The 26,708-nt window shown below is 66.8% G+C and carries 10 protein-coding genes and 1 pseudogene; 6 read left to right on the plus strand and 5 right to left on the minus strand.

All coding sequences use genetic code 11. The features are described 5' to 3' along the window. Nucleotides 1-14,535, plus strand: a 14,535-nt coding sequence (locus tag ACSVDM_RS29515) for an amino acid adenylation domain-containing protein (protein ID WP_439268994.1), incomplete at its 5' end; no start/stop codon positions are given. A gap of 159 nt (nt 14,536-14,694) precedes the next feature. Here the strand turns inward: ACSVDM_RS29515 and ACSVDM_RS29520 are convergent. Beyond that, a pseudogene (locus ACSVDM_RS29520) lies at nt 14,695-15,039 on the minus strand (LysR substrate-binding domain-containing protein); the annotation flags it as partial. 287 nt (nt 15,040-15,326) lie between these two features. Between ACSVDM_RS29520 and ACSVDM_RS29525 the strand changes: the two are divergent. Then, nucleotides 15,327-15,812: a pyridoxamine 5'-phosphate oxidase family protein gene (locus tag ACSVDM_RS29525; protein ID WP_439268995.1), complete on the plus strand. Its 486-nt coding sequence runs from the start codon at nt 15,327-15,329 to the stop codon at nt 15,810-15,812. Nucleotides 15,813-15,856: 44 nt separating this feature from the next. Here ACSVDM_RS29525 and ACSVDM_RS29530 read toward each other — a convergent pair whose 3' ends face one another. Then, complete coding sequence (locus ACSVDM_RS29530; protein WP_439268996.1) at nt 15,857-16,498, minus strand: TetR/AcrR family transcriptional regulator C-terminal domain-containing protein; 642 nt, start codon at nt 16,496-16,498, stop codon at nt 15,857-15,859. 84 nt (nt 16,499-16,582) lie between these two features. On the opposite strand from ACSVDM_RS29530, the gene ACSVDM_RS29535 reads away from it, so the two are divergent. The 3 genes from ACSVDM_RS29535 to ACSVDM_RS29545 all read left to right on the plus strand — a co-directional run bounded on the left by ACSVDM_RS29535 (nt 16,583) and on the right by ACSVDM_RS29545 (nt 18,733). Continuing rightward, complete coding sequence (locus ACSVDM_RS29535; RefSeq protein ID WP_439268997.1) at nt 16,583-17,590, plus strand: NAD(P)-dependent alcohol dehydrogenase; 1,008 nt, start codon at nt 16,583-16,585, stop codon at nt 17,588-17,590. A gap of 110 nt (nt 17,591-17,700) precedes the next feature. Next, on the plus strand, nt 17,701-18,357 hold the full coding sequence (locus ACSVDM_RS29540; protein ID WP_439268998.1) for a DUF433 domain-containing protein: 657 nt from the start codon (nt 17,701-17,703) through the stop codon (nt 18,355-18,357). Continuing rightward, nucleotides 18,326-18,733, plus strand: coding sequence for a hypothetical protein (locus ACSVDM_RS29545; RefSeq protein ID WP_439268999.1), 408 nt, complete (start codon nt 18,326-18,328; stop codon nt 18,731-18,733). Before ACSVDM_RS29540 ends, ACSVDM_RS29545 begins: the two co-directional genes overlap by 32 nt. A 23-nt stretch (nt 18,734-18,756) precedes the next feature. Here the strand turns inward: ACSVDM_RS29545 and ACSVDM_RS29550 are convergent, their stop codons facing one another. Further along, a complete protein-coding gene (locus ACSVDM_RS29550; protein ID WP_439269000.1) occupies nt 18,757-19,896 on the minus strand; it encodes a GDSL-type esterase/lipase family protein in 1,140 nt (379 codons plus the stop codon). Nucleotides 19,897-20,003: 107 nt separating this feature from the next. Between ACSVDM_RS29550 and ACSVDM_RS29555 the strand changes: the two genes are divergently transcribed. Then, on the plus strand, nt 20,004-20,471 hold the full coding sequence (locus ACSVDM_RS29555) for a MarR family winged helix-turn-helix transcriptional regulator (RefSeq protein ID WP_439269001.1): 468 nt from the start codon (nt 20,004-20,006) through the stop codon (nt 20,469-20,471). Between the two features lie 175 nt (nt 20,472-20,646). Here ACSVDM_RS29555 and ACSVDM_RS29560 read toward each other — a convergent pair whose 3' ends face one another. Together ACSVDM_RS29560 and ACSVDM_RS29565 are read right to left on the minus strand one after the other, a co-directional pair. Further along, nucleotides 20,647-21,183, minus strand: a complete 537-nt coding sequence (locus ACSVDM_RS29560) for a hypothetical protein (protein WP_439269002.1) — start codon at nt 21,181-21,183, stop codon at nt 20,647-20,649. Between the two features lie 33 nt (nt 21,184-21,216). Further along, a complete protein-coding gene (locus tag ACSVDM_RS29565; protein WP_439269003.1) occupies nt 21,217-26,706 on the minus strand; it encodes a putative T7SS-secreted protein in 5,490 nt (1,829 codons plus the stop codon). Between the last annotated feature and the right edge of the window lie 2 nt (nt 26,707-26,708).

The following is a 26,708-nucleotide window of genomic DNA, read 5'->3' on the forward strand; positions in this document are numbered from 1 at the left end:
TTCTGGCCCTTGCAGATCGGCGCGCGCCTGGTCGTGGCCAAGCCCGACGGTCATCGTGATCCGGCCTACCTGGCCGAACTCATCGCCGCCGAGAGCGTCACCACCGCGCACTTCGTGCCGTCGATGATGTCGGTGTTCGTGGCCGAACTCGCCGAGGACGACGGCCGCGCCGACAGCCTGCGCCTGGTCTTCGCCTCCGGTGAGGCGCTGCCCGCGCCGACCGCCCAGCGGATGCGCGCCCTCACCGGCGCGGCCGTGCACAACCTGTACGGCCCGACCGAGGCCGCCGTCGACGTCACCTTCCACGAGGTCACCGACGCCGACACCACCTCGGTGCCGATCGGTGCGCCGGTGTTCAACACCCAGGTGTACGTCCTGGATTCGCGCCTGCACCCGGTCCCGGTCGGTGTCGCGGGTGAGCTGTACCTGGCCGGTGTGCAGTTGGCACGTGGCTACGTGAACCGCCCGGATCTCACCGCCGACCGTTTCGTCGCCGACCCGTTCGGCACCGACGGCGCCCGCATGTACCGCACCGGTGACCTCGTCACCTGGACCGAGCAGGGCGAGCTGGAGTACCTGGGCCGCACCGACTTCCAGGTGAAGCTGCGCGGCCTGCGCATCGAGCTGGGCGAGATCGAGTCCGCGCTCACCGCACTGCCCGCGATCGCCCAGTCGGTGGTCGTGGTGCGTGGCGACGAACGCCTCGGCGACCAGCTCGTCGGCTACCTGATCCCGTCGGCCGGTTCCACTGTCGACATCGACGCGGTGCGCGCCGAACTCGGCAGCGCCCTGCCCGCGTACATGGTGCCGACGGCGTTCGTGATCCTGGACGCCTTCCCGCTCAACGCCTCCGGCAAGCTCGACCGCAAGGCGCTGCCCGCGCCGGTGTTCGAGACCAAGGTGTTCCGCGCGCCCTCGACCCCGATCGAGGAGATCGTGGCGGGCACCTTCGGCGACGTGCTCGGGGTGGCCCGCGTGGGTGCCGACGACGACTTCTTCGAACTCGGCGGCAACTCGCTGCTGGCCACCCAGGTCACCGCCCGCATCGGCGCCGCCCTCGACACCCAGCTCGCGGTCCGCGACCTGTTCGAGGCCTCGACCGTGTCGGCGCTGGCGGCCCGGGCCGAGCACAACGCCGGTTCCGGCCGTGCCCGCCCGCGCCTGAAGGCGGGGGAGCGGCCCGAGATCATCCCGCTCTCGCCTGCCCAGCAGCGGTACTGGTTCCTCAACCAGTTCGACACCTCCACCTCCGCGGTGGACAACATCCCCCTCGCCGTCCGCCTCACCGGCGACCTCGACGTGCCCGCGCTCGAGCAGGCCATCGGCGACGTGTTCGCCCGTCACGAGATGCTGCGCACCGTCTACCCGGCCTCGCCCGACGGCCCGCGCCAGGTGATTTTGCCGAACTCGCAGATCAGCGCGCAGGTGCACCACATCGAGGTCGACGAGTCCGAATTGCTCGGCGCCGTTGTCGAATTCGCGATGACGACCTTCGATGTCACCCGGGAGGTGCCGCTCGCGGTCGCGCTGTTCGAACTGAGCGAGACCGACTACGTGCTCGCGTTCACCGTGCACCACGTGTCCGCCGACGGTTCCTCCATGGGCCCGCTGGCGCGCGACATCATGGCCGCCTACGTGGCCCGCGCCCAGGGCGAGGCGCCGCAGTGGGCGCCGCTGCCGGTGCAGTACGCCGACTACGCGCTGTGGCAGCGCGAGGTGCTCGGCGACGAATCCGATCCGGAATCGCTGGCCGCCAAGCAGGTCGCGTACTGGACCGAGGCGCTGGCCGGCCTGCCCGACCAGCTCGAACTGCCCGCCGACCGGCCGCGCCCGCCCGCGCAGTCGTTCCAGGGCAAGGCGATCCGCTTCGAGATCGACCCCGACCGGCACGCCGCCCTGCACAACCTGGCCCGCGCCAACAACGCCTCGTTGTTCATGGTCGTACACGCCGCGCTCGCCGTGCTGCTCGCGCGTCTGTCTGGCACCGACGACATCGCCGTCGGCACCCCGATCGCGGGTCGTGGCGAGCGCGAACTCGACGACCTGATCGGCATGTTCGTCAACACCCTGGTGTTCCGCACCGCCGTCGACTCCGGCGCCTCCTTCGCCGAGCTGCTCGCCGACGTGCGCGAACGCGACCTGGAAGCCTTCGCCAACGCCGACGTGCCGTTCGAGCGTCTCGTCGAGGTGCTCAACCCGGTGCGCTCCACCGCGCGCAACCCGCTGTTCCAGATCGGTCTGTCGTTCCAGAACCTGGCCGAGACCACCTTCGAACTCCCCGGTCTCACGGTGAGCCCGGTCGACTACGACTCGCAGCTGGCCAAGACCGACCTGCACGTCACCCTGTACGACCGCTACACCGACGACGGCGCCCCGGCCCAGCTGGTCACCGAATTCGGTTACGCCATCGACCTGTTCGACGAGTCGACGGTGCAAAGCTTCGCCGACCGCTTCGTGCGGTTGCTCGACGCCGTCACCGCCGACGCGAGCGTCCCGGTCGGCGACATCGACCTGCTCGCCGAGCCGGAGGCCGAGCGGATCGTCACCGCGTGGAACGACACCGCGCACCCGGTCGACACCGACGCCACCCTGGTGTCGCTGCTCGATGCCACCGTGGCGGCGACTCCGAACGCGATCGCGTTGGTCGTCGACGAGGCGGAGTCCGACGACGCAGACACACGCGCCGCTGTCGCGTCCGGCCGAATCGTCTCGTGTCGTCGCGAGTTCACCTACGCCGAACTCGATGCCGAGGTCAACCGTCTCGCGCGGTACCTGATCGAGCGCGGGATCGGCGCCGAGGACCGGGTTGCCCTGGCCATCCGCCGCTCCGCCGAGCTGATCATCGCGATGTACGCGGTGGCCCGCACGGGCGCGGCCTACGTGCCGATCGACCCCGATCAGCCCGCCGAGCGCACCGACTACATCCTGGAAACCGCCGCACCGGCTGTCGTGCTGACCACGACGAGTGCCGAATTCAGCACGGCGGCGGCCGAAGTGGTCGTCCTGGACGACCTCGACCTGAGCGCGGTGAGCGCCGAGGCGATCACCGGGCGTTCGCTCGTGCCCGCGAACACCGCGTACATCATCTTCACCTCCGGCTCCACCGGTAAGCCCAAGGGTGTCGCGGTCTCGCACGGCGCGATCGTCAACCAGTTGCTGTGGGAGACGGCCGAATTCGGCATCGGTGCCGACGACGCGGTGCTGCTCAAGACCGCGGCCACCTTCGACCTGTCGGTCTGGGAGTTCTGGACCGCCGCCGTCGCCGGTGCCCGCCTGGTGGTCGCCACCGCCGACGGCCACCGCGACCCGGCCTACCTCAACGACCTGATGCGGTCCACCGGCGTCACCACCCTGCACGTGGTGCCCTCGATGCTCGACGCGCTGCTCACCGAGTCCGGTGCCGCCCTGCCGCGCACGCTGCGCCGGGTGCTCGCGATCGGTGAGGCGCTGCCCGCCGCGACCGCGCAGCGCTTCCGCACCGCCAACACGGCCGCGCTGTTCAACCTGTACGGCCCCACCGAGGCCGCGGTCTCGATCACTAGTCACGCGGTGACCGATGCCGACCAGGTGTCGGTGTCGATCGGTGGCCCGGAGTGGAACAGCCGTGTCTACGTGCTGGATTCGCGGCTGCGCCCGGTTCCGGTCGGTGTCTCCGGCGAGCTGTACCTCGCCGGTGCCCAGCTGGCGCGCGGCTACTACGGTCGCGCGGATCTGACCGCCGACCGCTTCGTCGCCGACCCGTTCTCCACCACCGGCGAACGTATGTACCGCACCGGCGACCTGGTGGCGTGGAACGCCGACGGCGAACTCGACTACCGGGGTCGCACCGACTTCCAGGTGAAGATCCGCGGCTTCCGTATCGAACTCGGCGAGATCGAGGCGGCGCTGCTGCGTCAGCCCACCATCTCCGCGGCGGCCGTGCTCGCCCACACCGATCCGGTGGTCGGCGATCGCCTCGTCGCCTACGTCGTGGCCGACACGGGCGAGATCGACAAGGTCGCGCTGCGTAACGCGCTGGCCGACGAGCTGCCGTCCTACATGGTTCCGACCGTGTTCCTGCAGCTCGATGCCCTGCCGCTGAACGCCAACGGCAAGCTCGACCGCAAGGCGCTGCCGGAGCCCGAGGTCGAGAAGGCCGTGTTCCGCGCGCCGGTGAGCCCGAGCGAACAGCTCGTGGCCGCCACCTTCGCCGAGGTCTTGCGCCTGGGTGACGACAAGCGGTTCGGTCTCGACGACGACTTCTTCGCCTGGGGCGGTAACTCGCTGCTGGCCACGCAGGTCGCCGCCCGCCTCGGCGAGGCTCTCGACACCCGCATCCCTGTGCGCCTGCTGTTCGAGGCGTCCACGGTGTCGGCGCTGGCCCATCGGATCGAGCAGCATGCCGAGACCGGTGACCGCAAGGCGCTGAAGGCCGGTCCGCGTCCGGAGCACATCCCGCTCTCGCTGGCCCAGCAGCGGATGTGGTTCCTCAACCGCTTCGACACCCAGTCGGCGGCCTACAACGTGCCCGTCGCGGTCCGCCTGTCCGGCGAGCTCGACGTGGCCGCGCTGCGCGCCGCGATCCTCGACCTGGTGAGCCGCCACGAGATCCTGCGCACGGTCTACCCGCAGACCGAAGCCGGTGCGGCACAGGTGATCCTGTCGCCCGCGCAGGCCGCGCCGGAACTGCTCGAGCGCACCGTCGCCGCCGACGAGGTGGAATCCGCTGTCGGCGAGCTGCTGTCGACGATCTTCGATGTCACCGTCGAGGTGCCGCTGAAGGTCGCCCTGTTCCGGGTCGAGAACAGCGACGACTTCGTGCTTGCCATGGTCGTGCACCACATCTCCGGTGACGGCTCGTCGGTCGCCCCGCTGACCCGCGACCTGATGACCGCCTACGCCGCCCGCGCCGCGGGCTCCGAACCCGGTTGGGCACCGCTGCCCGTGCAGTACGCGGACTACAGCATCTGGCAGCGTGAGCTGCTCGGCAGCGAGGACGATCCGGACTCGATGGCCAGCAAGCAGGTGGCCTACTGGAAGCAGGCCCTCGCCGAGCTGCCCGACCAGCTCGACCTGCCCGCCGACCGGCCGCGTCCGGCCGTGCAGAGCTTCGCGGGCAGCAAGGTCGACGTGCGGATCAGCGCGGAGACCCACCGCGCGCTCGTCGAACTGGCCCGCGCGGAGGGCGCGACGCTGTTCATGGTCGTGCACACCGCCCTCGCGGTGCTGCTCGCGCGCCTGTCCGGCACCGACGACATCGCCATCGGCACCCCGATGGCGGGTCGTGGCGAGGCCGTACTCGACGACATGATCGGCATGTTCGTCAACACCCTGGTGTTCCGCACCAAGGTCGACAGCGGTGAGGCCTTCACCGACCTGCTGGCCCGCCAGCGCGAAGACGACATCGCCGCCTTCGCCAACGCCGACGTGCCGTTCGAGCGGCTCGTCGAGGTGCTCAACCCGGTGCGCTCCACCGCGCGGCACCCGCTGTTCCAGGTGGGTCTGTCGTTCCAGAACCTCAGCCGCGCCACCCTGGAACTGCCGGGCCTGACGGTCGCGGGCCTGGACATCGACAGCAACCTGTCGCAGTTCGACCTGCACCTCATCATCAGCGACGTCTACGACGAAACCGGTGAGCCCGAAGGCATTTCGGGTCTGCTCACCTACGCCACCGATCTGTTCGACCGCGCCACGGTCGAGGGATTCCTGCGCCGCTTCGAGCGCCTGCTCGACGCGATCGTCACCACGCCGCGCACCGCCGTGGGCGATATCGAACTGCTCGCCCCCGCCGAGCGCGCCGAACTGCTCGACGGCCGCAACAACACGGCCAACCCGGTCGACACCGAGGCCACCCTGGTCTCGCTGCTCGACGCCACCGTGGCCGCCGACCCGAAGGCGACCGCCCTGGTCACCGACGACGGCAACCAGCTCACCTACGCCGAACTCGACGCGAAGGTGAACCGCCTTGCGCGCCACCTGATCTCGCTCGGTGTCGGCCCGGAGGCACGCGTGGCGCTCGCCATGCGCCGCTCGGTGGACCTGATCGTCGCGATGTACGCGGTGGCCAAGTCCGGTGGCGCTTACGTGCCGGTCGATCCCGATCAGGCGGCCGAGCGCACCGACTACATCCTCACCACCGCGGCACCGGTCTGCGTGCTCACCAACGACGAGTTCACCACCGATGCCGCACCGGTCGTGCGTATCGACGAACTCGCGCTGGAGAGCCTCAGCGCCGCACCGGTTTCCGACGACGAGCGCACCGAGCCGCTGCGCCCGGACAACACCGCGTACGTGATCTTCACGTCCGGTTCGACCGGTCGCCCGAAGGGTGTCGCGGTGCCGCACGGCGCCATCGCCAACCAGTTGCAGTGGAAGCTGGTCGAATTCGGCATGGACGCCGCCGACGCGGTACTGCTCAAGACCGCGGCGACCTTCGACCTCTCGGTCTGGGAGTTCTGGTCGGCGGCGGTGTGCGGTGGTCGCCTGGTGATCGCGTCGCCCGACGGGCATCGCGACCCGGCCTACCTCAACGAGCTGATGATCCGCGAGTGGGTCACCACGCTGCACGTGGTGCCGTCGATGCTGGACGCGCTGCTGGCCGCCGGCATGCCGGATTCGCTGTGGCGCGTGCTCGCCATCGGTGAGGCGCTGCCCGGTTCGCTGGCCCAGCGGTTCCGCACCGCGTTCCCGCGCACCGAGCTGTTCAACCTGTACGGCCCCACCGAGGCCGCGGTCTCGATCACCGCGCACCGGGTGAACGCGGCCGACCAGGGCTCGGTGTCCATCGGTTCGCCCGAATGGAACAGCCAGGTCTACGTGCTCGACGAGCGGCTGCGCCCGGTGCCCGACGGTGTCGCCGGTGAGCTGTACCTCGCGGGCGCCCAGCTGGCGCGCGGCTACTTCGGCCGCGCCGATCTGACCGCCGACCGCTTCGTGGCCAACCCGTTCGGTACCGGTACCCGCATGTACCGCACCGGTGACCTGGTGGCCTGGCACAACGGCGAACTCGACTACCGCGGCCGCACCGACTTCCAGGTGAAGATCCGCGGCTTCCGCATCGAGCTCGGCGAGATCGAGGCCGCGCTGCTCGCGCTGCCGGAGATCGCGCAGGCGGCCGTCATCGCCAAGTCCGATCCGCGCACCGGCGACCGTCTCGTCGCGTACCTGGTCGGTGCGGATGTGGATGTGGCGCAGGTGAAGTCGACGCTGGCCGCGAGCCTGCCGTCGTACATGGTGCCCGCCGCGTTCGTCGTGCTCGACGCGCTGCCGCTCAATGTGAACGGCAAGCTCGACCGCAAGGCGTTGCCGGAGCCGGAGTTCGAGGCCCAGGCGTTCCGCGCACCGTCCACCCCGATCGAGGAGATCGTGGCGGGCGTGTTCGCCGACGTCCTCGGCGTCGAGCGGGTCGGTGCCGACGACGACTTCTTCGCCCTCGGCGGCAACTCGCTGCTGGCCACCCAGGTCGCGGCCCGCCTCGGCGCCGCCCTGGACAGCCGGGTGCCCGTGCGCCTGCTGTTCGAGGCGTCGACGGTGGCCGGGCTCGCGGTGAAGGTCGAGCAGGGTGCCGGTGCCGGTGGGCGTCGCGCGCTGGTCGCCGCACCGCGACCGGATCAGGTGCCGCTGTCGCTGGCTCAGCAGCGCATGTGGTTCCTGAACCAGTTCGACACCAGTTCCTCGGTGAACAACATCCCGGTGGCCGTCCGCCTGTCGGGCGCGCTGGATGTCGAGGCGTTGCAGCTGGCCGTGGCCGACGTGCTCGCTCGCCACGAAACCCTGCGCACGGTGTACCCGTCGGCCAACGGCACACCGCACCAGGTGATCCTGCCGGTCGAGGGCAATGTGCCGGATCTGACGCCGGAAGATGTTGTGCCCGACCAGGTTCGGGACAAGATCGCCGAACTGATCACCGCGGGCTTCGACGTGATCGACGAAGTTCCGTTGCGCGCCAAGCTGATGCGGGTCGTCTCGCCGGTCGGTACCGACGCGAGCACCGAGTACGTCCTGGTGTTCGTGGCCCACCACATCAGCGCCGACGGCTGGTCGATGGGCCCGCTGACCCGCGATGTGATGATCGCCTACGCCGCCCGCGCGGCGGGCGAGGCGCCCGGCTGGGCGCCGCTGGCGGTGCAGTACGCCGACTTCAGCATCTGGCAGCGCGAGGTGCTGGGCTCGGAGACCGACGAGAACAGCCTGCTCTCCCAGCAGGCCGCGTACTGGAAGCGCGCGCTGGCCGGTGTGCCCGACGAGCTGAACCTGCCGCTGGACCGGCCGCGTCCGAGCACGCAGTCCTTCGCCGGTGGCCGGGTGCTGTTCCCGATCGACGGTGACGTCCACGCCGGGCTCACCGCCATCGCCCGCGAGCAGAACGCGACGCTGTTCATGGTCGTGCACACCGCGCTGGCGATCTTCCTGGCGCGCCTGTCGGGCACCGAGGACATCGTCATCGGCACCCCGATCGCCGGTCGTGGCGAGGCCGAACTCGACGACGTGATCGGCATGTTCGTCAACACCCTCGCCCTGCGCACGCAGGTCGGCGGACAGCAGAGCTTCGGCGACCTGCTCGCCCAGGCCAAGGAGGCCGACCTGGCCGCCTTCGCCCACGCCGACATCCCGTTCGAGCGCCTGGTCGAACTGCTCAACCCCGAGCGCTCCACCGCGCGGCACCCGCTGTTCCAGGTGGCGCTGTCGTTCGAGAACCTGCCCGACGCCGGCTTCGAACTGCCCGGTCTTTCGGTCTCGGCGGTCGACTTCGACGTCGACACCGCCAAGTTCGACCTGCTGCTCACCGTCCGCGAGGCCGGAGCGGGCGACGAGGCCGGTGCCTACGCCGAGTTCTCCTACGCCAGTGATCTTTTCGATCAGTCGACGGTGGAGAAGTTCGCGCAGCGCTTCCGCCGTCTGCTCGCCGAGGTCGTCGCCGACACCACCACGCCGGTGGGCGATCTGGAACTCCTCGACACGGTCGAGCGCACCGAACTGCTCACCCGCACAGGTGGCCCCGCGCTCGCCACGAGCACACTGCCCGAGCTGCTGGCCCAGGCCGTGGCGGCCAACCCGACCGGTCAGGCCATCGTCGCCCCCGGCGAGGCGGTCGACACGGGCCTGCTCCGCGCGCTTTCGGCAGGGCAGTCGGGCGATGTTCGGTCGCTGACCTACGCCGAGCTCGACGCCGCGTCCTCGCGTCTGGCCCGGGTGCTCATCGAGCGCGGCGCCGCACCGGAGACGGTCGTCGCCATCGCCATGCAGCGGTCCCTGGAAACCACTCTCGCCATCTGGGCGGTCGTCAAGTCGGGTGCGGCGTTCCTGCCGGTCGACCCGAAGTACCCGGCCGAGCGCATCGCGCACATGATGTCGGATTCGGGTGCTGCCCTTGGTATCACGGTGTCCGCTGAAGCCGATCACCTGCCCGCGCCCGCACTGGGTGACTGGCTGGTCCTCGACGACGCGGCGCTCCAGGCCGAGATCGCCGAGCAGTCGGGCAAGCCGATCACCGACGCGGACCGTCGCGGAACCGTCCGCGCGGACAACACGGCGTACATGATCTACACCTCGGGTTCGACGGGTCTGCCCAAGGGCGTCGTCGTCACCCACACCGGTGTGGCCAACTTCGCCGCCGCCGAGGTGGCGCAGTTCGGGCTCGGCAAGGACGCGCGCACCCTCGCGTTCGCCTCGCCGTCGTTCGACGCGTCGATCCTCGAGTTCCTGCTGGCCGTCGGGTCGGCGGGCACCCTGGTGATCACGCCGGTCGGCGTGGTCGGTGGCGAGGAACTGGCCGAGATCATCGTCGGCCAGGGCCTGACCCACGTGTTCCTCACCCCGCTGGTGGCGGCGTCGATGGAACCGTCGGCACTGGCCGGGCTGGAGGCGCTGATCGTCGGTGGCGACAAGGCACCGGTCGACCTGGTGGCGAACTGGCACAGCGCGGGCACCGACCCGGCGCACCACCGGTTCTACAACGCCTACGGCCCCACCGAGGCGACCATCGCGACCAACCTGTCCGACGCGCTGCTGCCCGGCGACACCATGAACATCGGTGGCCCGATCCCCGGCGCGACCGTGCTGGTGCTCGACAGTCGCCTGCATCCGGTCCCCGAAGGTGTGTCCGGTGAGCTGTACCTGGGTGGCGTGCCGCTGGCACGCGGCTACCACGAGCGCCTCGGCCTGACCGCCGAACGCTTCGTGGCCAACCCCTACGGTGAACCGGGCTCACGCCTGTACCGCACCGGTGACGTGGTCGCCTGGCGCACCGTCAACGGCAAGCCCGTCGTGGAATACGTGGGCCGCAACGACTTCCAGGTGAAGATCCGCGGCTTCCGCATCGAACTGGGCGAGATCGACGCCGTGCTCACCGCACACGACGACGTCGATTTCGCGGCCACCATCGGCCGCACCACCGACGCGGGCGCCACCATCCTGGTGTCCTACGTGCGCCCGGTCCCCGGCCGTGCCGTCGAACCCGCCGCCCTGGTCGAGTTCGTGGCGCAGCAGCTGCCCGCGCACATGGTGCCCGCCTCGGTGATGGTGCTCGACGAGATCCCGCTGACCCCCGCGGGCAAGCTGGACCGTCGCGCCCTGCCCGAGCCGGTCCTCGCCCCGCGCGAGTTCCGCACGCCGACAAGCGATATCGAGGCGATCATCGCCGCCGTCTTCGCCGAAGTGCTCGGTGTCGACGCGGTGGGCCTGGACGATTCGTTCTTCGCCCTCGGCGGTGACTCGATCCTGTCCATCCAGCTGGTGTCGCGGGCCAAGGACCGTGGCGTGCTGTTCAAGCCGCGCGACGTGTTCGAGAAGCGCAGCGTGGCCGGGCTGGCCGAGATCGCGGTGCCGGCGGGTGACACCGAGCAGATCGTGCTCGAGGAACTGCCCGGCGGCGGTGTCGGCGACATCCCGATGCTGCCGATCATGCGCCAGATCCTCAGCAGCGGTTCCACCTACGACCGGTTCTCCCAGTCGATGGTGCTCCGCCTGCCCGAACGCATCACCGAGGACGTCCTGCACGCCACCATCGGCGCGGTCTTCGACCACCACGATGTGCTCCGCTCGCGGGTCGCGCGCGCGGAGCGAGCGGTGAGCCCGGAGGCGGTAGCGGAGCGTGACCACGCAGGGCTCTCGGGAGCGCAGCAGGGTGACAGCGAGAACGGTTGGGAGTTCGAGGCGTTGGCGCCCGGCGCGGTAGATGTGAGCGCCCTGGTGCGTCGCGTCGAGGTGTCCGGTGACATCACCGACGAGGAACTGTCCGCCCTGGCCAGCGCCGAGTACCACCAGGCCATGGGTCGCCTCGACCCGGCCGGTGCCGCCATGGTGCAGTTCGTGTGGTTCGCCTTCGGCGCGCCGACACAGAGCCCGCGCCGCCGCGACGCCTTGCTCATCGTCGGCCACCACTTCGTGATCGACGGTGTGTCCTGGCGCATCCTGATCCCGGACCTCGGCATGGCCTGGGGCCAGATCGCGGCCGGTCAGCCGGTGAACCTGCCCGCCAACGGCACGTCCATGCGGCGCTGGGCGCACAGCCTGGTCGAGCAGGCCGCCGACCGTCGCACGGAACTGCCGTTCTGGCGTGAGGTGTCCACAACGCCCGACCCGCTGCTGGGTTCGCGTCCGTTCGACCCGAAGGTCGACACCTTCGCCACCGTCGACCGGGTGCAGGTCACCCTGTCGCCGGAGGTCACCGACGCGGTGCTCACCGCGATCCCCGGCCTGTACCACGGCGGTGTCAACGACGGTCTGCTCACCGCTTTGGCGTTGGCTGTATCCCGTTGGCGCGGAGACGAATCCGGTACCGCGGCGTTGATCAAGCTGGAGGGCCACGGCCGCCAGGAGGAGATCGTCGCCGGTGCCGACCTGTCGCGCACCGTCGGCTGGTTCACCACCGCCTTCCCGGTGCGTCTGGACCTGGCGGGCGCCGACCTCGACGACGCCTTCGCCGGCGGCGCCGTGCTCGGCGACGTGATCAAGTCGGTCAAGGAGCAGATGCTCGCGGTGCCGGACAAGGGCATCGGCTACGGCATGCTCAAGTACCTCACCGAGCAGGGTGCGGATCTGCCGAGCGTCGGCCAGATCAGCTTCAACTACCTCGGCCGGGCGAGCACGGGCGAGATCCCCGCCGAACTCGCCGAACTCGGCTGGATCCCGGTGGCCGACCTCGGTCAGCTCGACGCCGAGATGGACCTCGACATGCCGGCCAACGCGACGCTGGACATCAACGCCATCGTCGACGACGGCGACGAGGGCCCGCAGCTCGGCGCGAACATCGCCTTCCCGACCGGACTGCTCTCCGCCGAGCGGGCACAGGAGTTCGCCGACCTGTTCGTGGCCGCGCTCACCGCGCTCGCCACGCACGCGCAGCGGTCCGACGCGGGTGGTTTCACCCCGTCCGACATGCCGCTGGTGCGCGTGGAACAGTCCGATCTCGATGTGTGGGAACGCGAGTACCCCGCGCTGTCGGAGGTGTGGCCGCTCTCGCCGCTGCAGGCGGGCCTGATGTTCCACGCCATGATCAGCTCGGCGACCGTCGACGTGTACACCGTGCAGGCCGTGCTCGACCTGACCGGCACCCTCGACGCCGAGCGGCTGCGCAAGGCCGCCCAGGGCGTGCTCGACCGCTACCCGAACCTGCGGACCGCCTTCGTCACCGACTCGGCCGGTCAGCCGGTGCAGGTGGTGCTGGGCGAGCTCGATGTGCCGTGGCGTGAGGTCGACCTGACCGAGCTGCCCGAGGACGTGCGCATGCCGCGCATGCAGCAACTGCTCGCCGCCGACCGGGCCAACCAGTTCGACATGGCGACCGCGCCGCTGATCCGCTTCGGTCTGTTCAAGACCGCCGAGGACAAGGCGCACCTGTCGATCACGGTGCACCACATCCTGGTCGACGGCTGGTCGATGCCGCTGCTCATGCGCGATCTGCTGGTGCTCTACGCGGTGCACGGCGACCTCACCGCCCTGCCGCGCGTGGCGTCCTACCGCAACTTCCTGTCCTGGCTCTCGGGCTGGGATCGCGAAGTGTCGCTGCGGGCCTGGGCCGACGCGTTGGCCGGGGTGGAAGGACCCACCCAGCTGGCGCCGCCGCCGCGCACCGAGGAGCGCTTCGAGATCGACAAGGTCGTCGTCGAGATCGACAACGATCGCACCCGGGCGCTCGGCAAGTTCGCCGGCGAGCTCGGTGTCACCGTGAACACGCTGCTGCAGACCGCGTGGGGCATCGTCGTCGGGCGCCTCACCGGCCGCGACGACGTGGTGTTCGGCGCCACCGTCTCCGGTCGCCCGGCCGAGCTGCCCGGCGTGGAGTCGATGGTCGGCCTGTTCATCAACACCCTGCCGGTGCGCATCCAGATCGACGACCGGATGACGGCGGAGAAGCTCACCCAGAAGGTGCAGTCCGAGCAGGCCGAACTGCTCAGCCACCACTTCGTCGGCCTGTCCGACATCCAGCGGGTGGCCGGTGCCGGTTCGCAGTTCGACACGCTGCTGGTGTTCGAGTCCTACCCGATGGACAAGGACGCCGTCACCGCGGCGAGCTCGATCGACGGCATGCAGGTCACCGGTGTCGGCCTCGACGACGCCACCCACTACCCGCTCACGCTGGTGGTGATGGCCGAGTCGACCATCGAGATCACCATGCGCTACCTGCGCAGCACCTTCACCGAGGACGAAGTCCGCACCCTGTCCGCCCGGTTGCTGCGGGTGCTCGACGAACTGCTCGAGAACCCGACCGGCCTGGTCGGTGACATCGACATCCTCGATGCCACCGAACGCGCCAAGCTGCTCGCCGAGTCCGGTGTGACAGCGGCCGGTTCGGCGCCCGCTTCGGTGACCGGTGTCGGCGCGCAGACGGTGGCCAAGGTGCTCGCCGAGGTCGTGGAAGCCGACCCGCAGGCACCAGCCCTGCTGCGCGGCGACAGCGAGATCGCCTACAGCGCACTGGATCGCAAGTCCTCGCAGCTGGCCCGCGTGCTCATCGCGCGCGGTGCCGGTCCGGGCGACGTGGTCGCCGTGTCGCTGCCGCGTGGTGTGGATTCGGTGCTCGCCGCCTGGGCGGTGCAGAAGGCCGGTGCCGCGGTGCTGTTCGCGGGCGACCTGACCGGAGTCGAGCTGGCCGCCGCCGGTGCGGCGTTCGGCATCAGCGCGGCCCCGGTCGCCGGGGTGGCAGGCGAATGGCTGGTCCTGCCCGACGTGGAAGCCGAGATCGCCGCAGCCGCAGCGCATCCCGTCTCCTACGCCGACCGCATCCGCCCCCTGGCCGAAGACCACCCGGCCTTCGTCCAGGTCGCCGGCGACACCACAACGGTGCTCACCCAGTCCGACGCCGTCGCCCTGGCCGAACGCCTGCGCGACGAACACGGCATCGACTACGAATGCACCACCTACACCACCCACGCCTCCGGCCCCGCCGCCGTCCAGGAATTCCTGGTCTCGGCCACCGCGGGCGCCCTGTCGGTCCTGCCCGCCGGCTCGGTCGAAGACGACCTGGCCGACGGCGAGGTCACCCACTGGTTCGTGGTGGCAGGCGAGGCGACCGACGCCGCCGACGGCGAGGTGACGGTGATCATCGCCGAGTAGACACTTGATCACCACGCTCCGGTGGCGGCGTTTGCCGAGAGGCGGCCGCCACCAGAGCGTGATGATCTTGCTCGAAGTGGCGTCAGCGCACGGTTTTCGAGGTCGCGACGGCGGTCTGGGTAGGAAGTACTGCGGCAGACCAGCGATCGTGATGCTGGTTTCGCCTTTCAGATCCTCGACGCTCACCGCGTCGCGGTCGGCAAGCCGATGTCCGGCCGACACGGCGAGGACCCGCTGGTCGAAGAAGATCGCGGGCCCGGAGACGAGATCCGGTTCGTCCACCGGGAATTCGATGAGAGCCAGATCGAGGTCGCCTGCGCGTAACGGGCCGTAGCGATCCGACAGCTGAACCTCACAGACCACCACCTCGCAGTCGGGATGGTCGGTGCGAAACGCGTCCGCGATCCGCAGGATCGCCTCGCCGGCCAGGGGACTGGAGAACCCGACTGCCAGGGTCCCGCCGATACCGCGTGCGGCGTCGGTGGCCCGCGCGAGCGATGCCACGGACGCCTGCCGATCGGTGTGAGCGAGACCCCGGCGGCTGGTGCTCCATGATCGGTTGGTCTGCCTAACCGACGCGTTAGAACTTTACCGTTGTTCCCGGCATCACCGCTGGTCGAAGCTTGATTCGTGCCACCCGTCCAAGGGTGGCCATGTGTCGAGGAACGGATGAAAATGGTTCTGTCAGAAGCCGACAGCGACCGCATGAGCGGTCGCGTGTGGGGGATGCTGCGGGGTCTCGGTGCGCTGGTCATGGTCTTCGGGCTTCGCTCGCCGGTGCGGGTGACGGCATGACGATCACAGTGGACTCCTTCGCCGCGATCGAGGAGGAATTCAACGCCTACGTGGGCGCCATCGTCTCGGCGACCATGGTCACCGTCGACGCGAAGAACCGGCCACGGACCCGGGTGCTCATTCCCGTCTGGGAGGTGGTCGACGGGCAACCGCTCGGCTGGCTGGCTACCTTCAAGACCCGAGTCAAGGCGGCTCATATCGCGGGCAACCCGTACACCAGCTTTTCGTACTGGGAGCCGAGGAACAACTCCGTCGCGGTCGACGCGCACGCCGAATGGGTCGACGACGTGGACGTGAAAGCTCATGTGTGGCGCCTGTATCGCAAGACGAGCCCACGCGTCGCCGGTTACAACCTCGGTGCCTTCTGGCACTCACCGAGTGATCCGCGGTTGCATGTGCTGCGGTTGACGCCGTGGCGGGTGCAGGTCATTCGTGGCATGGATCTGCGTAGCAGAATCTGGAAGCCCGCTGCTACACAGTGAATTCGGCGATCCGCTCCGGCGATCGTCGGGGTGGATCGGGGTCGTCAGCGACGGAGCAGGCCGGCGAGCCCTTCGAGAAGCAGATTCAAACCGAAGGTGAAATCAGCTGTACCCGAATGCTTTCCGTCGATGACGAGCGAGGCCAGAGTGTGCATGTGTGGATGCGTTTCGGTGGGGATGAGCGGAAGGAATTCCTCTGCGGACGAAGCGTATTCGGAGGGATCGAGGGGGAAATTGATGGCTTGGAGCGTGAATCCGTAGATGTGGCTGTCGAGGGCGTTCCAAGCGCGGTCGGCTTGTTCGTAGGTGAAGCCCGCGGCGATCAGGCAGGCCAGGGTCGCTTCGACATAGCGCAGCATCGCGGGGCCGACATTCACCCGGGAGCCCAGCAGGCCGGTGGCCCATCGGTGCCGGAGCAGGACCTCATGGGCCGAAACCGCCCGACGGCGTAGCTCTTCCTGCCAGTCACTACCCGCCTCGGGCACGTAGATCTCCTCGACCACCAGGTCGATGAGCCCGTCGAGGATGTCCTCCTTATGGGCGACATGGTTGTACAGCGACATGGCTTCGACACCGAGCGCCTTGGCGAGCTTGCGCATCGACAACGCGTCGAGGCTCTCCGCATCGGCCAGGGCGATCGCCGCCCGCAGGATTCGTTCCCTGCTCAGCGGGGTACGTGGCGGCATGTTTTCCTCCTTGACCTACTTACGCCGTAAGCGTAGCGTCTGAGGTCAGCGACTTACGCTGTAAGTGCGAAGGAGGGGCCGCTCATGACCGATGTGGATGCCGACCGGATGACGGCATGGGTGGCACCGCGCTACGGCGGTGGGGAAGTTCTGCGCACGGAAATCGTGCCTCGACCAGTGCCTGGTGAGGGGGAGCTGGTTGTCCGGGTGCTGGCGGCCTCGCTGTGTAGTGGCGACCTGCATTTGCTCAGTGGCACACCGTATTTGCTCCGTTTGGGCTTCGGATTGCGCAGGCCGAAGAATCGAATGATCGGCCAGAATCTCGCCGGCGAGGTTGTTGCTGTCGGTGCCGAGGTCAGTGAATTCCAGGTCGGAGACCGGGTGTTCGGTGAAGTACCCAGCGGGGCGTTTGCCGAGTTCGTCCGCGCCGACGTGAAATGGTTTGCCCTCGTGCCCGATGGCCTGGACATGGAAACAGTCGCTGCCATGCCGGATTCGGGAATGACCGCCCTCCAGGGCTTACGAGACATCGGCAAGCTCGCGCCCGGGCACCGAGTGCTCGTCAACGGCGCATCGGGCGGGGTGGGAACCTTCGCAGTGCAGATAGCGAAAGCCCTCGGCGCCCACGTCACTGCCGTATGCAGCACCCGCCACCTCGACATGGTCCGCGAAATCGGCGCCGACACCGTCATCGACTACACCACAACCGATTTCGCTGCCCGCGGCGAAACCTATGACATCATCTTCGACCTGGCAGGCAACCGAAAACTCCGCGACCACCGCCGCGCCCTCACCCCCGAAGGAGTCTTCATCTCCTCCGCAGGCGCCCCCGGGGGCAACTGGTTCGGCCCTATCCGCTGGTTGGGCTCAGTCCTCCTCACCAACCTCTTCACCTCCCAAACCCTCAAACCACTCCTCATGCGCCCCGCGACTGCGGACCTGCAGTACCTTGCCGAACTAGCGACCACCGGATCCCTGCGCCCCGTGATTCAGCGCCACCTACCTCTATCGGAGGCCGCGGCCGCGATCAGCCTTTTCGCCGAAGGGCACGCATCTGGGAAGACATTGCTGACCGCGCCGCCTGTCCGATGACCACGGTGTGTCCTCACCGTCGGTCGGCGCGCTGGTCTGAGCGTGTCGGCAGCTCATCTGCTATCAATCGTCGTAGTGACATACTCAGATGAGGTCGAGGAGGTGTGCCGATGGTCGATGTGTTCACCGATGCGCTGTTCACCCCGGCTGATGTGGCGCGCCAGCTCGTGATCCCCAGGAGCACCGTGTACTCGTGGCTCTCGAAGGACGCCGATGGCCACCCCCTGGTTCACCGGGTGCAGCCTGAACGACGTGGTCGAGCCAGCGTGCCGTTCATAGCGATGGTCGAGGCCTACGTGCTGCGGGCACTACGGACCGAATTGCGTTTCAGCACGCCTCGGATCCAGGCTGCGGTGGCGGCGCTGCGAGCAGAGTTCGACACCGAGTACGCCCTGGCGAGTAAGCGGATCGCCACCGACGGTATCGACCTTTTCGTCGAGTACATCGACGGCGAATTCGCCCGCGTGCACGATCGGCAGATACCGGTGCGCGAGTTCATCAGCGACTATCTGCGCTACATCGACTGGGGCGAGGCTGGGTACGCCACCCGCCTGCATCTACCGCGCTTTCCCGCGGCCGCGCCCGTGGTAATCGATCCACAGTTCAACTGGGGTGGCCCGGTTCTCGAACGGACAAAAGTCCCGGTCAGCGCAATCATCGACCTCTTCAAGGCCGGAGAGCCAATCAATGTCGTCGCGGGGGAATACGAGCTCGACGAACAAGAAGTCCAATCCATTGTCCGAGCCGAACTACCAGCAGCCGCCTGAATTCTTCCTGGATCGGGGACTCGGTAAAGGGGTTGCCGCAGGTCTGATCGAACTCGGGTGGCACATCCACCGGATCGTCGACCACTTCCCCAATGATGCTCAGGAGACGACGGACGAGACCTGGATCGAGTTCGGCCTGACTCGGGCCTGGGTTCCGCTCTGCAAGGACGGAAGAATCAAAGGTCGCGCGGTTGAGCGCGCCCCGCTCGAAAAGCACGCTGCGGTGATGCTCTACCTGGACAACCAGCAACTGACGATCAGCGCCATGATCGAGCGGGTGCACAGTGCTCGATCAGTCATCCATCGTGCCGTCGAGCGCGGTGGCCCAGCGGCCTACGCCGTGACAGCGCATGGCATCCGCCGGACCTGGCCATAACCCTGACATGCCGGTGAGCGGGCCTAATCCGCGCCGAAGAGGGCGGCAAGGTCGACCGTGAGGGCCATCGCCGCAGCGCCCGCATCGTTGAGGTGCATACCGTCGCCGCTGTCGAATTCGGGGCGGATGAAGTCGGGGCGCGCGGGGTCGGCCACCGCACGGTCCACATCGAAGACGGAGTCGAAAATGCCTGTCCGGCGCAGCCATTCGTTGACCGCGTGACGGGTGGGCTGTGTCTCCACGAGCGGCATGCCGGGATAGACGCAGCCGGCGTAGGGACCGATGGTCGCGACGTGGATGCGTAGGCCCGCGGCGTGTGCGCGGTTCGCGAGATCGGTGAAACCGGCGATCAGTTCGTCGGCGGTCGCCGAGGGCTGCCCGCCCATCGCACCGAGAATCAGGTCGTTGATGCCGAAATTCACCAGGATGTCGGTAACGCCGGGAACCTCGATGGCATCGGAATCGAAACGTGAGACACCGGATTCACCGATCTCCTCGGCGGTCAGCCGGTTGCCCGCGATGCCGTTGTTGACCACCCATCCATGAGTGAGTCGGTCGTTGAGGACATCGACGGAACGCCGATTGGCGCTCACTGTAGTGCCGACCCCTTCGAACCAGGAGTCGCCGAACGCCACCGCGATCGGCGGCGGGGTGGCGTCGAGAACGTCCACGCCGGTGACGAAGAACCGGAACGGGACTTCCTGCGCATCAGGGAGTTCCACATCAGCGGTCCGGTCGCCGGTGACGAGATAGGAGATCTCGCCCGGCTGATGGGCAAACGTCGCCAACCCCGTCGATTCAGGCAGGTACAGGCTGAGCAATAGGTCTTGGCCGGCGGCAACCGGCAGGTCGATGGGATCGCTCACGAGATCCGCACCCGGCTCGATGACCGCGCCCGGCTCACCACCGAAGCGAATCTCATGATCGGCATCGGAGTCGATCGCCGAGCCGGCCTTGCGCAGCGCCACCCGAGCGGCGCCGATGCGCAGGGGCGTCGCCCGGTACCGGTTGGTCAGCCGCACCCTCACCGCCGTACCACCGCCGGCCATGTGGAGGACATGGCGCACCGTCTCGTCCGTGAACTCGCGTGATTCGGCGAGCTTGATCTGCTCATCGGGGCTGATGACACCGTTCCGGAACCCGGCGACCCAGTTGTTCTGCATGACCACTCCGATATTTGCTGCGCGGAATATTGCGTACGCATAGGTCTACTCGGAGATATTCCTCATGTCAATAATCCCCACGGCAAACATCGACTAGGGTGTTTCACATGTCCGAACTGTTCGACGACCCCAGGCTGACCATCTCCGGCCTCCTCTTCGAGGCACACAGCGGACTCATCGCAAAGCTCGAACCCACCTGGCACGCCCACGGCCTGTCCGGCCTCGACCTCAACGCGCTGCTCCGCCTGAGCCGATCCCCCAACCGCCGCCTACGCATGTCCGACCTGGCAGCCCAAACCGAACTCTCCACCAGCGGAGTCACCCGCCTGGTCGACCGCCTGACAAAATCCGACCTCGTCGAACGCCAACTAGACCCCACCGACCGCCGCATCGCCTACGCATCCCTCACCCCCACCGGCCTCCACCGCCTCGAAGAAGTCCTCCCCGACTACCTGTCAGCCCTCGACACCTGGCTCATCGACGTACTAACCCCCACCCAACTCGACGACCTGGTCACCGCCCTCCGCATCCTCCGCGACGCAACCAACCCGTCAGCAACCGCCATCGGGGAGTGATATCTGGCTGCACACAGAGTGAGGTTTGACGGAACGTACAGAGGGCCTGACAAATCAGGCGACGAAGTCATCTCCACTGCCTGGGAATGTGCCACGTCGGTGGCCTCGGGTGGAAGGGTATCGCCGCATGCGGAAGCTGCTGATAACTCGCGTCTCTCCGGTGACTATCTTCGGGTTAGTCGTTCGATGGTGCAAGTATTGAGTACCATCGCTTTTCGATTACCGCAACCACCGCGCCCTCGATCTTATCTTCGTTTTCGAAACCTGCGGTCAATGCCCCGATAGTCCAGATGTCGAATGGTGAGGTACCGGTCAATAGAAGTCGTAGGAAACGAACATTCACCGGAAGCGGTGAATGTTCTGAAATATCTGTGATGAATTGAGAAAATGGAACTCCTTCATCAATCAACACCCTAGCAACTGCCTTGGCATTCTCGATTGTCGCCTGAAGGTCAACCAATGACACGCCATTCGAAGGCATCAGGTCATATCGGCCGATTGCATCTCTGAATCCCAGTATCTTAACCTGGACGGATTGCCCAGGGCGATATTTGGAGAAATCGAGATAGGGAGCACGAATCTCACCGATTTTTCCTCCTGTAAGTTCAATAGTCACCTTCATTTCTGTGACCGAAATTACGGTACCTTCGATGTCGGCACCGTTCTCGACGTGCGGGTCGGGATTAGATGGCATATTACGGCTCGCTTCCACTACGATAGCATTGAGGGAGGGGCTTGGAAGAATCTATTTGGAATTGGCCCAGAACCACTCAGTCAATTTCAATGTGTTCAACCCATCGGGTATGGGCAGGCCTCCGGCTCGGAGGACGTTAGCGCAGTAGGTCACACAGCTCTGAGAGTCCAAATTATAAGGCGGGTAGGTCCCATTGCTAAAACTTCTCGAAAGCATCGTTTCAACGTAAGCCATTGCTCCTCCCGGACGATCTAATTCGAACCTTAGGTGTATCGAATTTCCCAGGCTATCGATGTCAAATGTGCCCACTCCGTTGTCGGGGTTGTTCACTCCGCCCCACTGATCGGTCCGCAACAGGGTGCCATCCGTATCCATTACGGATATAAGTGCGTGCTTGTTCTCTGTGTCCAAGTGCACCACAGCCTCTCCGGGTCGGGGCGTCGCGGGGTCATAGTCTGGTGAAAGTCCGAGAGGATCTACCCATCGGAGGGGATTTTTGGGATAGGCGTAATTGTTGGCATCGGGTGCAAGCCCGATGGGGTCTCCGCAGATGAACCTGGCTACTTCTGGATCGTAGTAGCGATATAGATTCTGATATAAGCCAGTCTCGACATCGAGATACTGTCCGGCGAAACCATGCCAAGGCCTGGATTCTCCAGCCGAATAGTGCACTCCCCAGAGGTCCGTCATTGCTTCGAATGTGGTGGAAGCGGAGTCGTGATCCAGGAGTTCAACTGGTGCACCGTTATGTGCACAGATAACGGCCTGAAAACCTTCTCTGTCGCAATTCTGTCCAATTAGTAACGGAGAGTTCGGTAGGTGGTACCAGGATGTCGCACTGCTGGTAGTCGACTGACTGATAAGTAGAAGACCATCCCATACAAACTCCCAAACATCAGTGGCCTTTTGCTCGGCGTTAGTTCGGTATTTTCGCACTCTGCGGCCAGCAGGGTCGTACGAATACCGCCACCATTGACCTAGCGGTGTGTACACATCGGTCAACTGGTCGAAGGCGTTGTAGCGGTAGTGCCAGACGGCGGGTTTTCGGGAAATTCGGGTGGTTACTTTGCGGATTAGGCGGCCGGCGGGGTCGTAGTAGTAGTGGTTGCGGCCGTCTCGGACGAGGAGGTTGTTGTGGTATTCGCGGCCTTCCATTCGCTGGGGGGCGGCTGGTTCGGCGGGGGCGGGGGAAGGGGTGGGGAGGCTGGCGGTGATGTTGGAGAGGGGGTCGTATTCGTAGGCTTCGGTGAGGGTGTTGTTGCGGGTGATGGTGTTGACTCGGCCGATGGGGTCGAGGGTGTAGGTGGCGTGGGTGGGAGGTGTGTCGGGGCGGGTGGTGGTGTGGTGGGTGAGGTAGCCGTCGGGGCGGTAGGTGTAGTCGTCGCGGCGGATGGTGAAGGGGGCGGGGCGATTTGCGGTCGAAGGGCCGAAGTCGCCGAGGTCGAGGGTGAATTCTTCGGCGGGGAAGCCGGTGACTTGTTGGGTGGCGATGTTGCCGGTGGGTGTGAAGGTTCGGTCGATTTGGACTTCACCGACGCGCCAGCCGGTGAGGCGGCCTGCGGGGTCGTGGTTGAACGAGATCTCGGTGTCGTCCGCGTGGAGGGCGGTGACCTGGCCGAGGGTGTTGTGGCGCCAGGTGGTGACGGAGCCGGTGGGAGTGGTGCGGCGGATGCGGCGGCCGCGATGGTCGTAGTCGTTGACCAGGGGCGGTTGGTCGTCGAGTTGTTGGGTGGCGACTTGGCCGGTCGGGGTGTAGGTGAATCGCAGTGTGTGCGTAATGGTTTCGTCGGTGCCGTTGACGGCGGTGAGGACGCGGCCCGCGGGGTCGTGGGTGTAGGAGAGGAATTCGCCGGTGTCGGCGGTGATAGACGTCAGGTTGCCGAGGATGTCGTAGCGGTGGTGGCGGGTGACGCCGGTGGCGGGCGTGACCGTCGCGACGCGACCGGTGATGGTGTGGGTGTATGTGGTGGTGGCGCCGGTGTAGTCGGTTTCGGCGATCAGCCGGCCCGCGAGGTCGTATTCGTAGGTCCAGCGTTGGCCGAGCGGGTTGATGACGGCGATGAGCTGGCGTTCGGTGTTGTAGAGGTAGCGTGTGGTCGAGCCGTCGGGGTCGGTGCGGGTGGAGACTTTGTCGAAGCCGCCGTAGGTGTAGCGAGTGACGCCGCCGTTGCGGTCGGTGTGGGTGAGGAGATTGTTCTCGCCGTCGTAGGTCCAGGTTTCGGCGAAGCCGTCGGGGTCGATCCGCCGGGCGGGGCGACCTGAGGGCGTCCACTCGTAGTGGGTCGTCTGACCCAGCGGGTCGGTGACCTCGACGGGACGGCCGAAGGGGTCGCGGCGGATTTCGGTAGTCGCGCCGTAGGGATCGGTAATGGTGACCGGCAGACCTGCCGTGTCGACGTCGATACGGGTGACGGCACCGTCCGGGTCGCGTACTTCACTGACCGCCCCGCAGGGATGGTGTTTGTATTCGGTGCGGGCGCCGGCGGCATCGATGATGGCGACGAGGTTGCCTGCTTTGTCCCACTCTCGATGCACGGTTGTGCCGTCTGGCTGGGAGATGGCGGTGGGACGGTTGGCATAGGCGTACTCGACGGTGATATCGGTGCCGTCCGGGCGGATGATCTTTGCTACGTCACCGTCAGAGTTGTATTCGTAGCGGGTGATCGCACCGTCGGGTTCAGTGACCTTCAGCGGTTTTCGGGCGGTGTTGTAGTCGATATGACGACGGCCGCCGTCGGCAGCGCGGAAGTCGCGCAGGCGTAGGTCGTTGTCGAATCCGTAGCCTGTGACGCCTCCACGTGAGTCGGTGAGCCGGGTGAGACGACCCGTGCCGTCACCGAGTTCGAGGTATTCGTAATCCGCGTTGAACACACCGTCGGCGCCGCGCTGGGTGATGACGCGGCCTGCGTCGTCGTAGATGTTGACGACCCAGCTGCCGTTGGAGTCCGTCCACGACAGCATGCGGTGGTGTTCGTCGTAGGTGTAGCGGATGGTTCCGCCGACTCCGTTGGTTTCCGCGGTCAGTTCACCGTTGTCATAGCCGAATTCGCGTACACGGGTGAAAGTTTCGATCCCGTCGACTTCGCCCGCCACGGTGATCGAGTTGATGCGACCGTTGGCTGTATCCAGAAGTACTCGGTAGCCACCGGAGGAGGTGACCTCGGTCGGGTCTCCATTACTGTTGTAGTGGAATCTGACTCGGTTGTGGTGACGGTCGGTGATCGCGGAGATCGCGAAATTGCCGAGGAGCGTATCGATGCCGCCGAGCACGGGCTCGGGAGCGAAATGCCACACCAGTTCCCGATCCGGATCCCACAACCGATAGCCACCGGCTTCGGTGCGAGTGAGTTTCCAGCGTTGACCACCGGTGATCGGTTCGACACCGACACCGACCTCGGCATGCGGGTAAGGCAACAACATGCCGTCTTCGAATACGACCGTGACGCAATCCTCTTCGACGACCACCCGCATGTCCAAGGTGGCCGACCAAGAAGGGCCGAACCAGCGGCCGAAGCGGTAGTTGGAATGGTGGGCGCGTTTCAACACCAACCGAAGGACGCCGGGCAGATCGAGGTCGGTAAGTGGGAGTAGGAATTCGCCGGTCGCGGGGTTGACCGGGTCTCCGACCTTGGGCGTTTGTTCGTCGGTACTATTGCTGGCCGGTCCGTCCTCTTGCGCGGTGTTACCCGCGCTGGTCTCACCGGCACCGCCATTGTCCTGGTCTGAACGAACTCTCGGATCGGTGTTGTTGTTCTGCTGGTCTGTTGTGTCGCTGTGACTACCCGGGTCTGTGTCTCCGGATGAGTCGCCGTCGGGGTGACCGGGGCGGTTGGCCTCCGGTGCCCTGTCACCGTCCTGGTCGGTCGCGTCGCCGTTGGTGGGCGTGGAATCGCCGTCCGGTGACGCGGCGGGCGCGGATTCGGGGTCCGGCGCCGAACCCTCGGAATCGGGAGTTGGTTTTCCCGAAAGGGATTCGTCGGTGGTGTTTGTGTTCGATGCCCCGTTTTCGGAGGAATCGTTGTCCGGTGACGCCGAGGCCGGGGATTCCGGCTTCCCGCTCTCGGGGCCATTGTTGTCGGGTGTGGAATCGCCGGTGAGGGTCGACGGGTTGTCAGCGGGGTTCACCACAGCAGGCTCGCCCGATTGCCCGTCGGGGTTGGTGGGGGCCGGGTCGCCCGCTTGCGCGGCTGGGTTGGTCGGTGGCGCGTCCGGAGAGGTGCCTGCCGGGTTCGCGGCGGGAGCTTCGGGCGTGGCGGGCGGGTTGGCTGCCGGTGGATCGCCGACAGTGGCCGCGGGGTTCGTTGCCGGTGCGGAGGGATTGTCCGGGGGATCGGCAACCGACTGGGCAGGTGCGGACGGCGCCTCGGGTGCGTTTCGCCCGCCTGCCCCGGCGGCGTTGTCGAGGACATTGCGGGCGGTGTTGCCCGCATCAGCCACATCGGTGACCCGGTTCACGGTGCTGGCAGTCAGCTTCGCGGCGCCGCCGGCGCCACCCGTCGCGAGGGTCGTCAGGGCATCACCGGTGAGAGCTCCCAACGCCTCGGTCGGATTCGCCTTGAACCCGGCGAGCATTGCCGAGGCAGTCGCTTTCGGGTCTGCGGCCGCGAGGATCATCCCCGTGCTCATGTCCGACATCTTCGACATGTACTCGGCGGGGTGCGTCGCGTTGTACAGATCCAACGGATTGATCGACCGCACGAATTGCACCAGGCCGGTCAGCGAGGTCAGCAGTCCGGTCGTGATATTTGCCTGAGCGTGCTCCATCATCGCGCCGAGGTCTTCGAAATTGCTTCCCCAACGAGACAGGAAAGGCGGCTCTTCCGGCGCGGTCTCGGTGGCGGCGATAATTGCCGTGACGGCCGTGTTCGCCGCATTATCCCGTTGTGTACGAGCACCGTTGAGAATGGAACGTGCCTCGTCGCGCATCGCGGTCCACGTATCGGTCAGGCTTTTACCCTCGCGGTCGTCGTCGGACTTGGCGTTCCACTCGTTTTTCCGATCGCGTTCCTCGTTGTCGGCGGCTTGCCATTTCGCGATCGCCTCGGCGGCCTTGGTTTGCGCGGCCTCGACCTCGTGCACCCAGGCATCCAGGGCGCCCTTGGCCTTGCCCATCGCATCTGCGCCGTCCCACCACAGCTTCGGCTGCTTGGCGAATTCCTCGTGGAATGCCGTGGATGCGTCACCGGTCCAGTCGGAGACATCGATCTTTCGGAGAGCGTCACCGGTTTGGTCTATCGCCGTACCGATCTGACCGAGTTGTTCGGCAACCTCTCGGATCTTGGCCGGCTCACCGCGGATCAGCTCTTTCGGATCGGTGGTTTCGCCGAGCTCCTTCTCCGGCAACGCGCCACCGGTGGCGTCGACGATCTTGTCGCCCGCGTCGTCGAGCCACTCCGACAACCCGTCCGCACCAACAGCTTTCGCCGCGCCCGACCACGTGTCCAACGCAGAATTGTAGGCCTGACCGACCTTTTCGGTCGCGGACTCGAGACCCTCTTCGATGGAGTCACCGAGATCATTGATGAAGTCGCCGATACCCATAG

The organism is Nocardia sp. JW2, from assembly GCF_051843015.1.
GTDB classification, from domain to species: Bacteria; Actinomycetota; Actinomycetes; order Mycobacteriales; family Mycobacteriaceae; genus Nocardia; species Nocardia coubleae.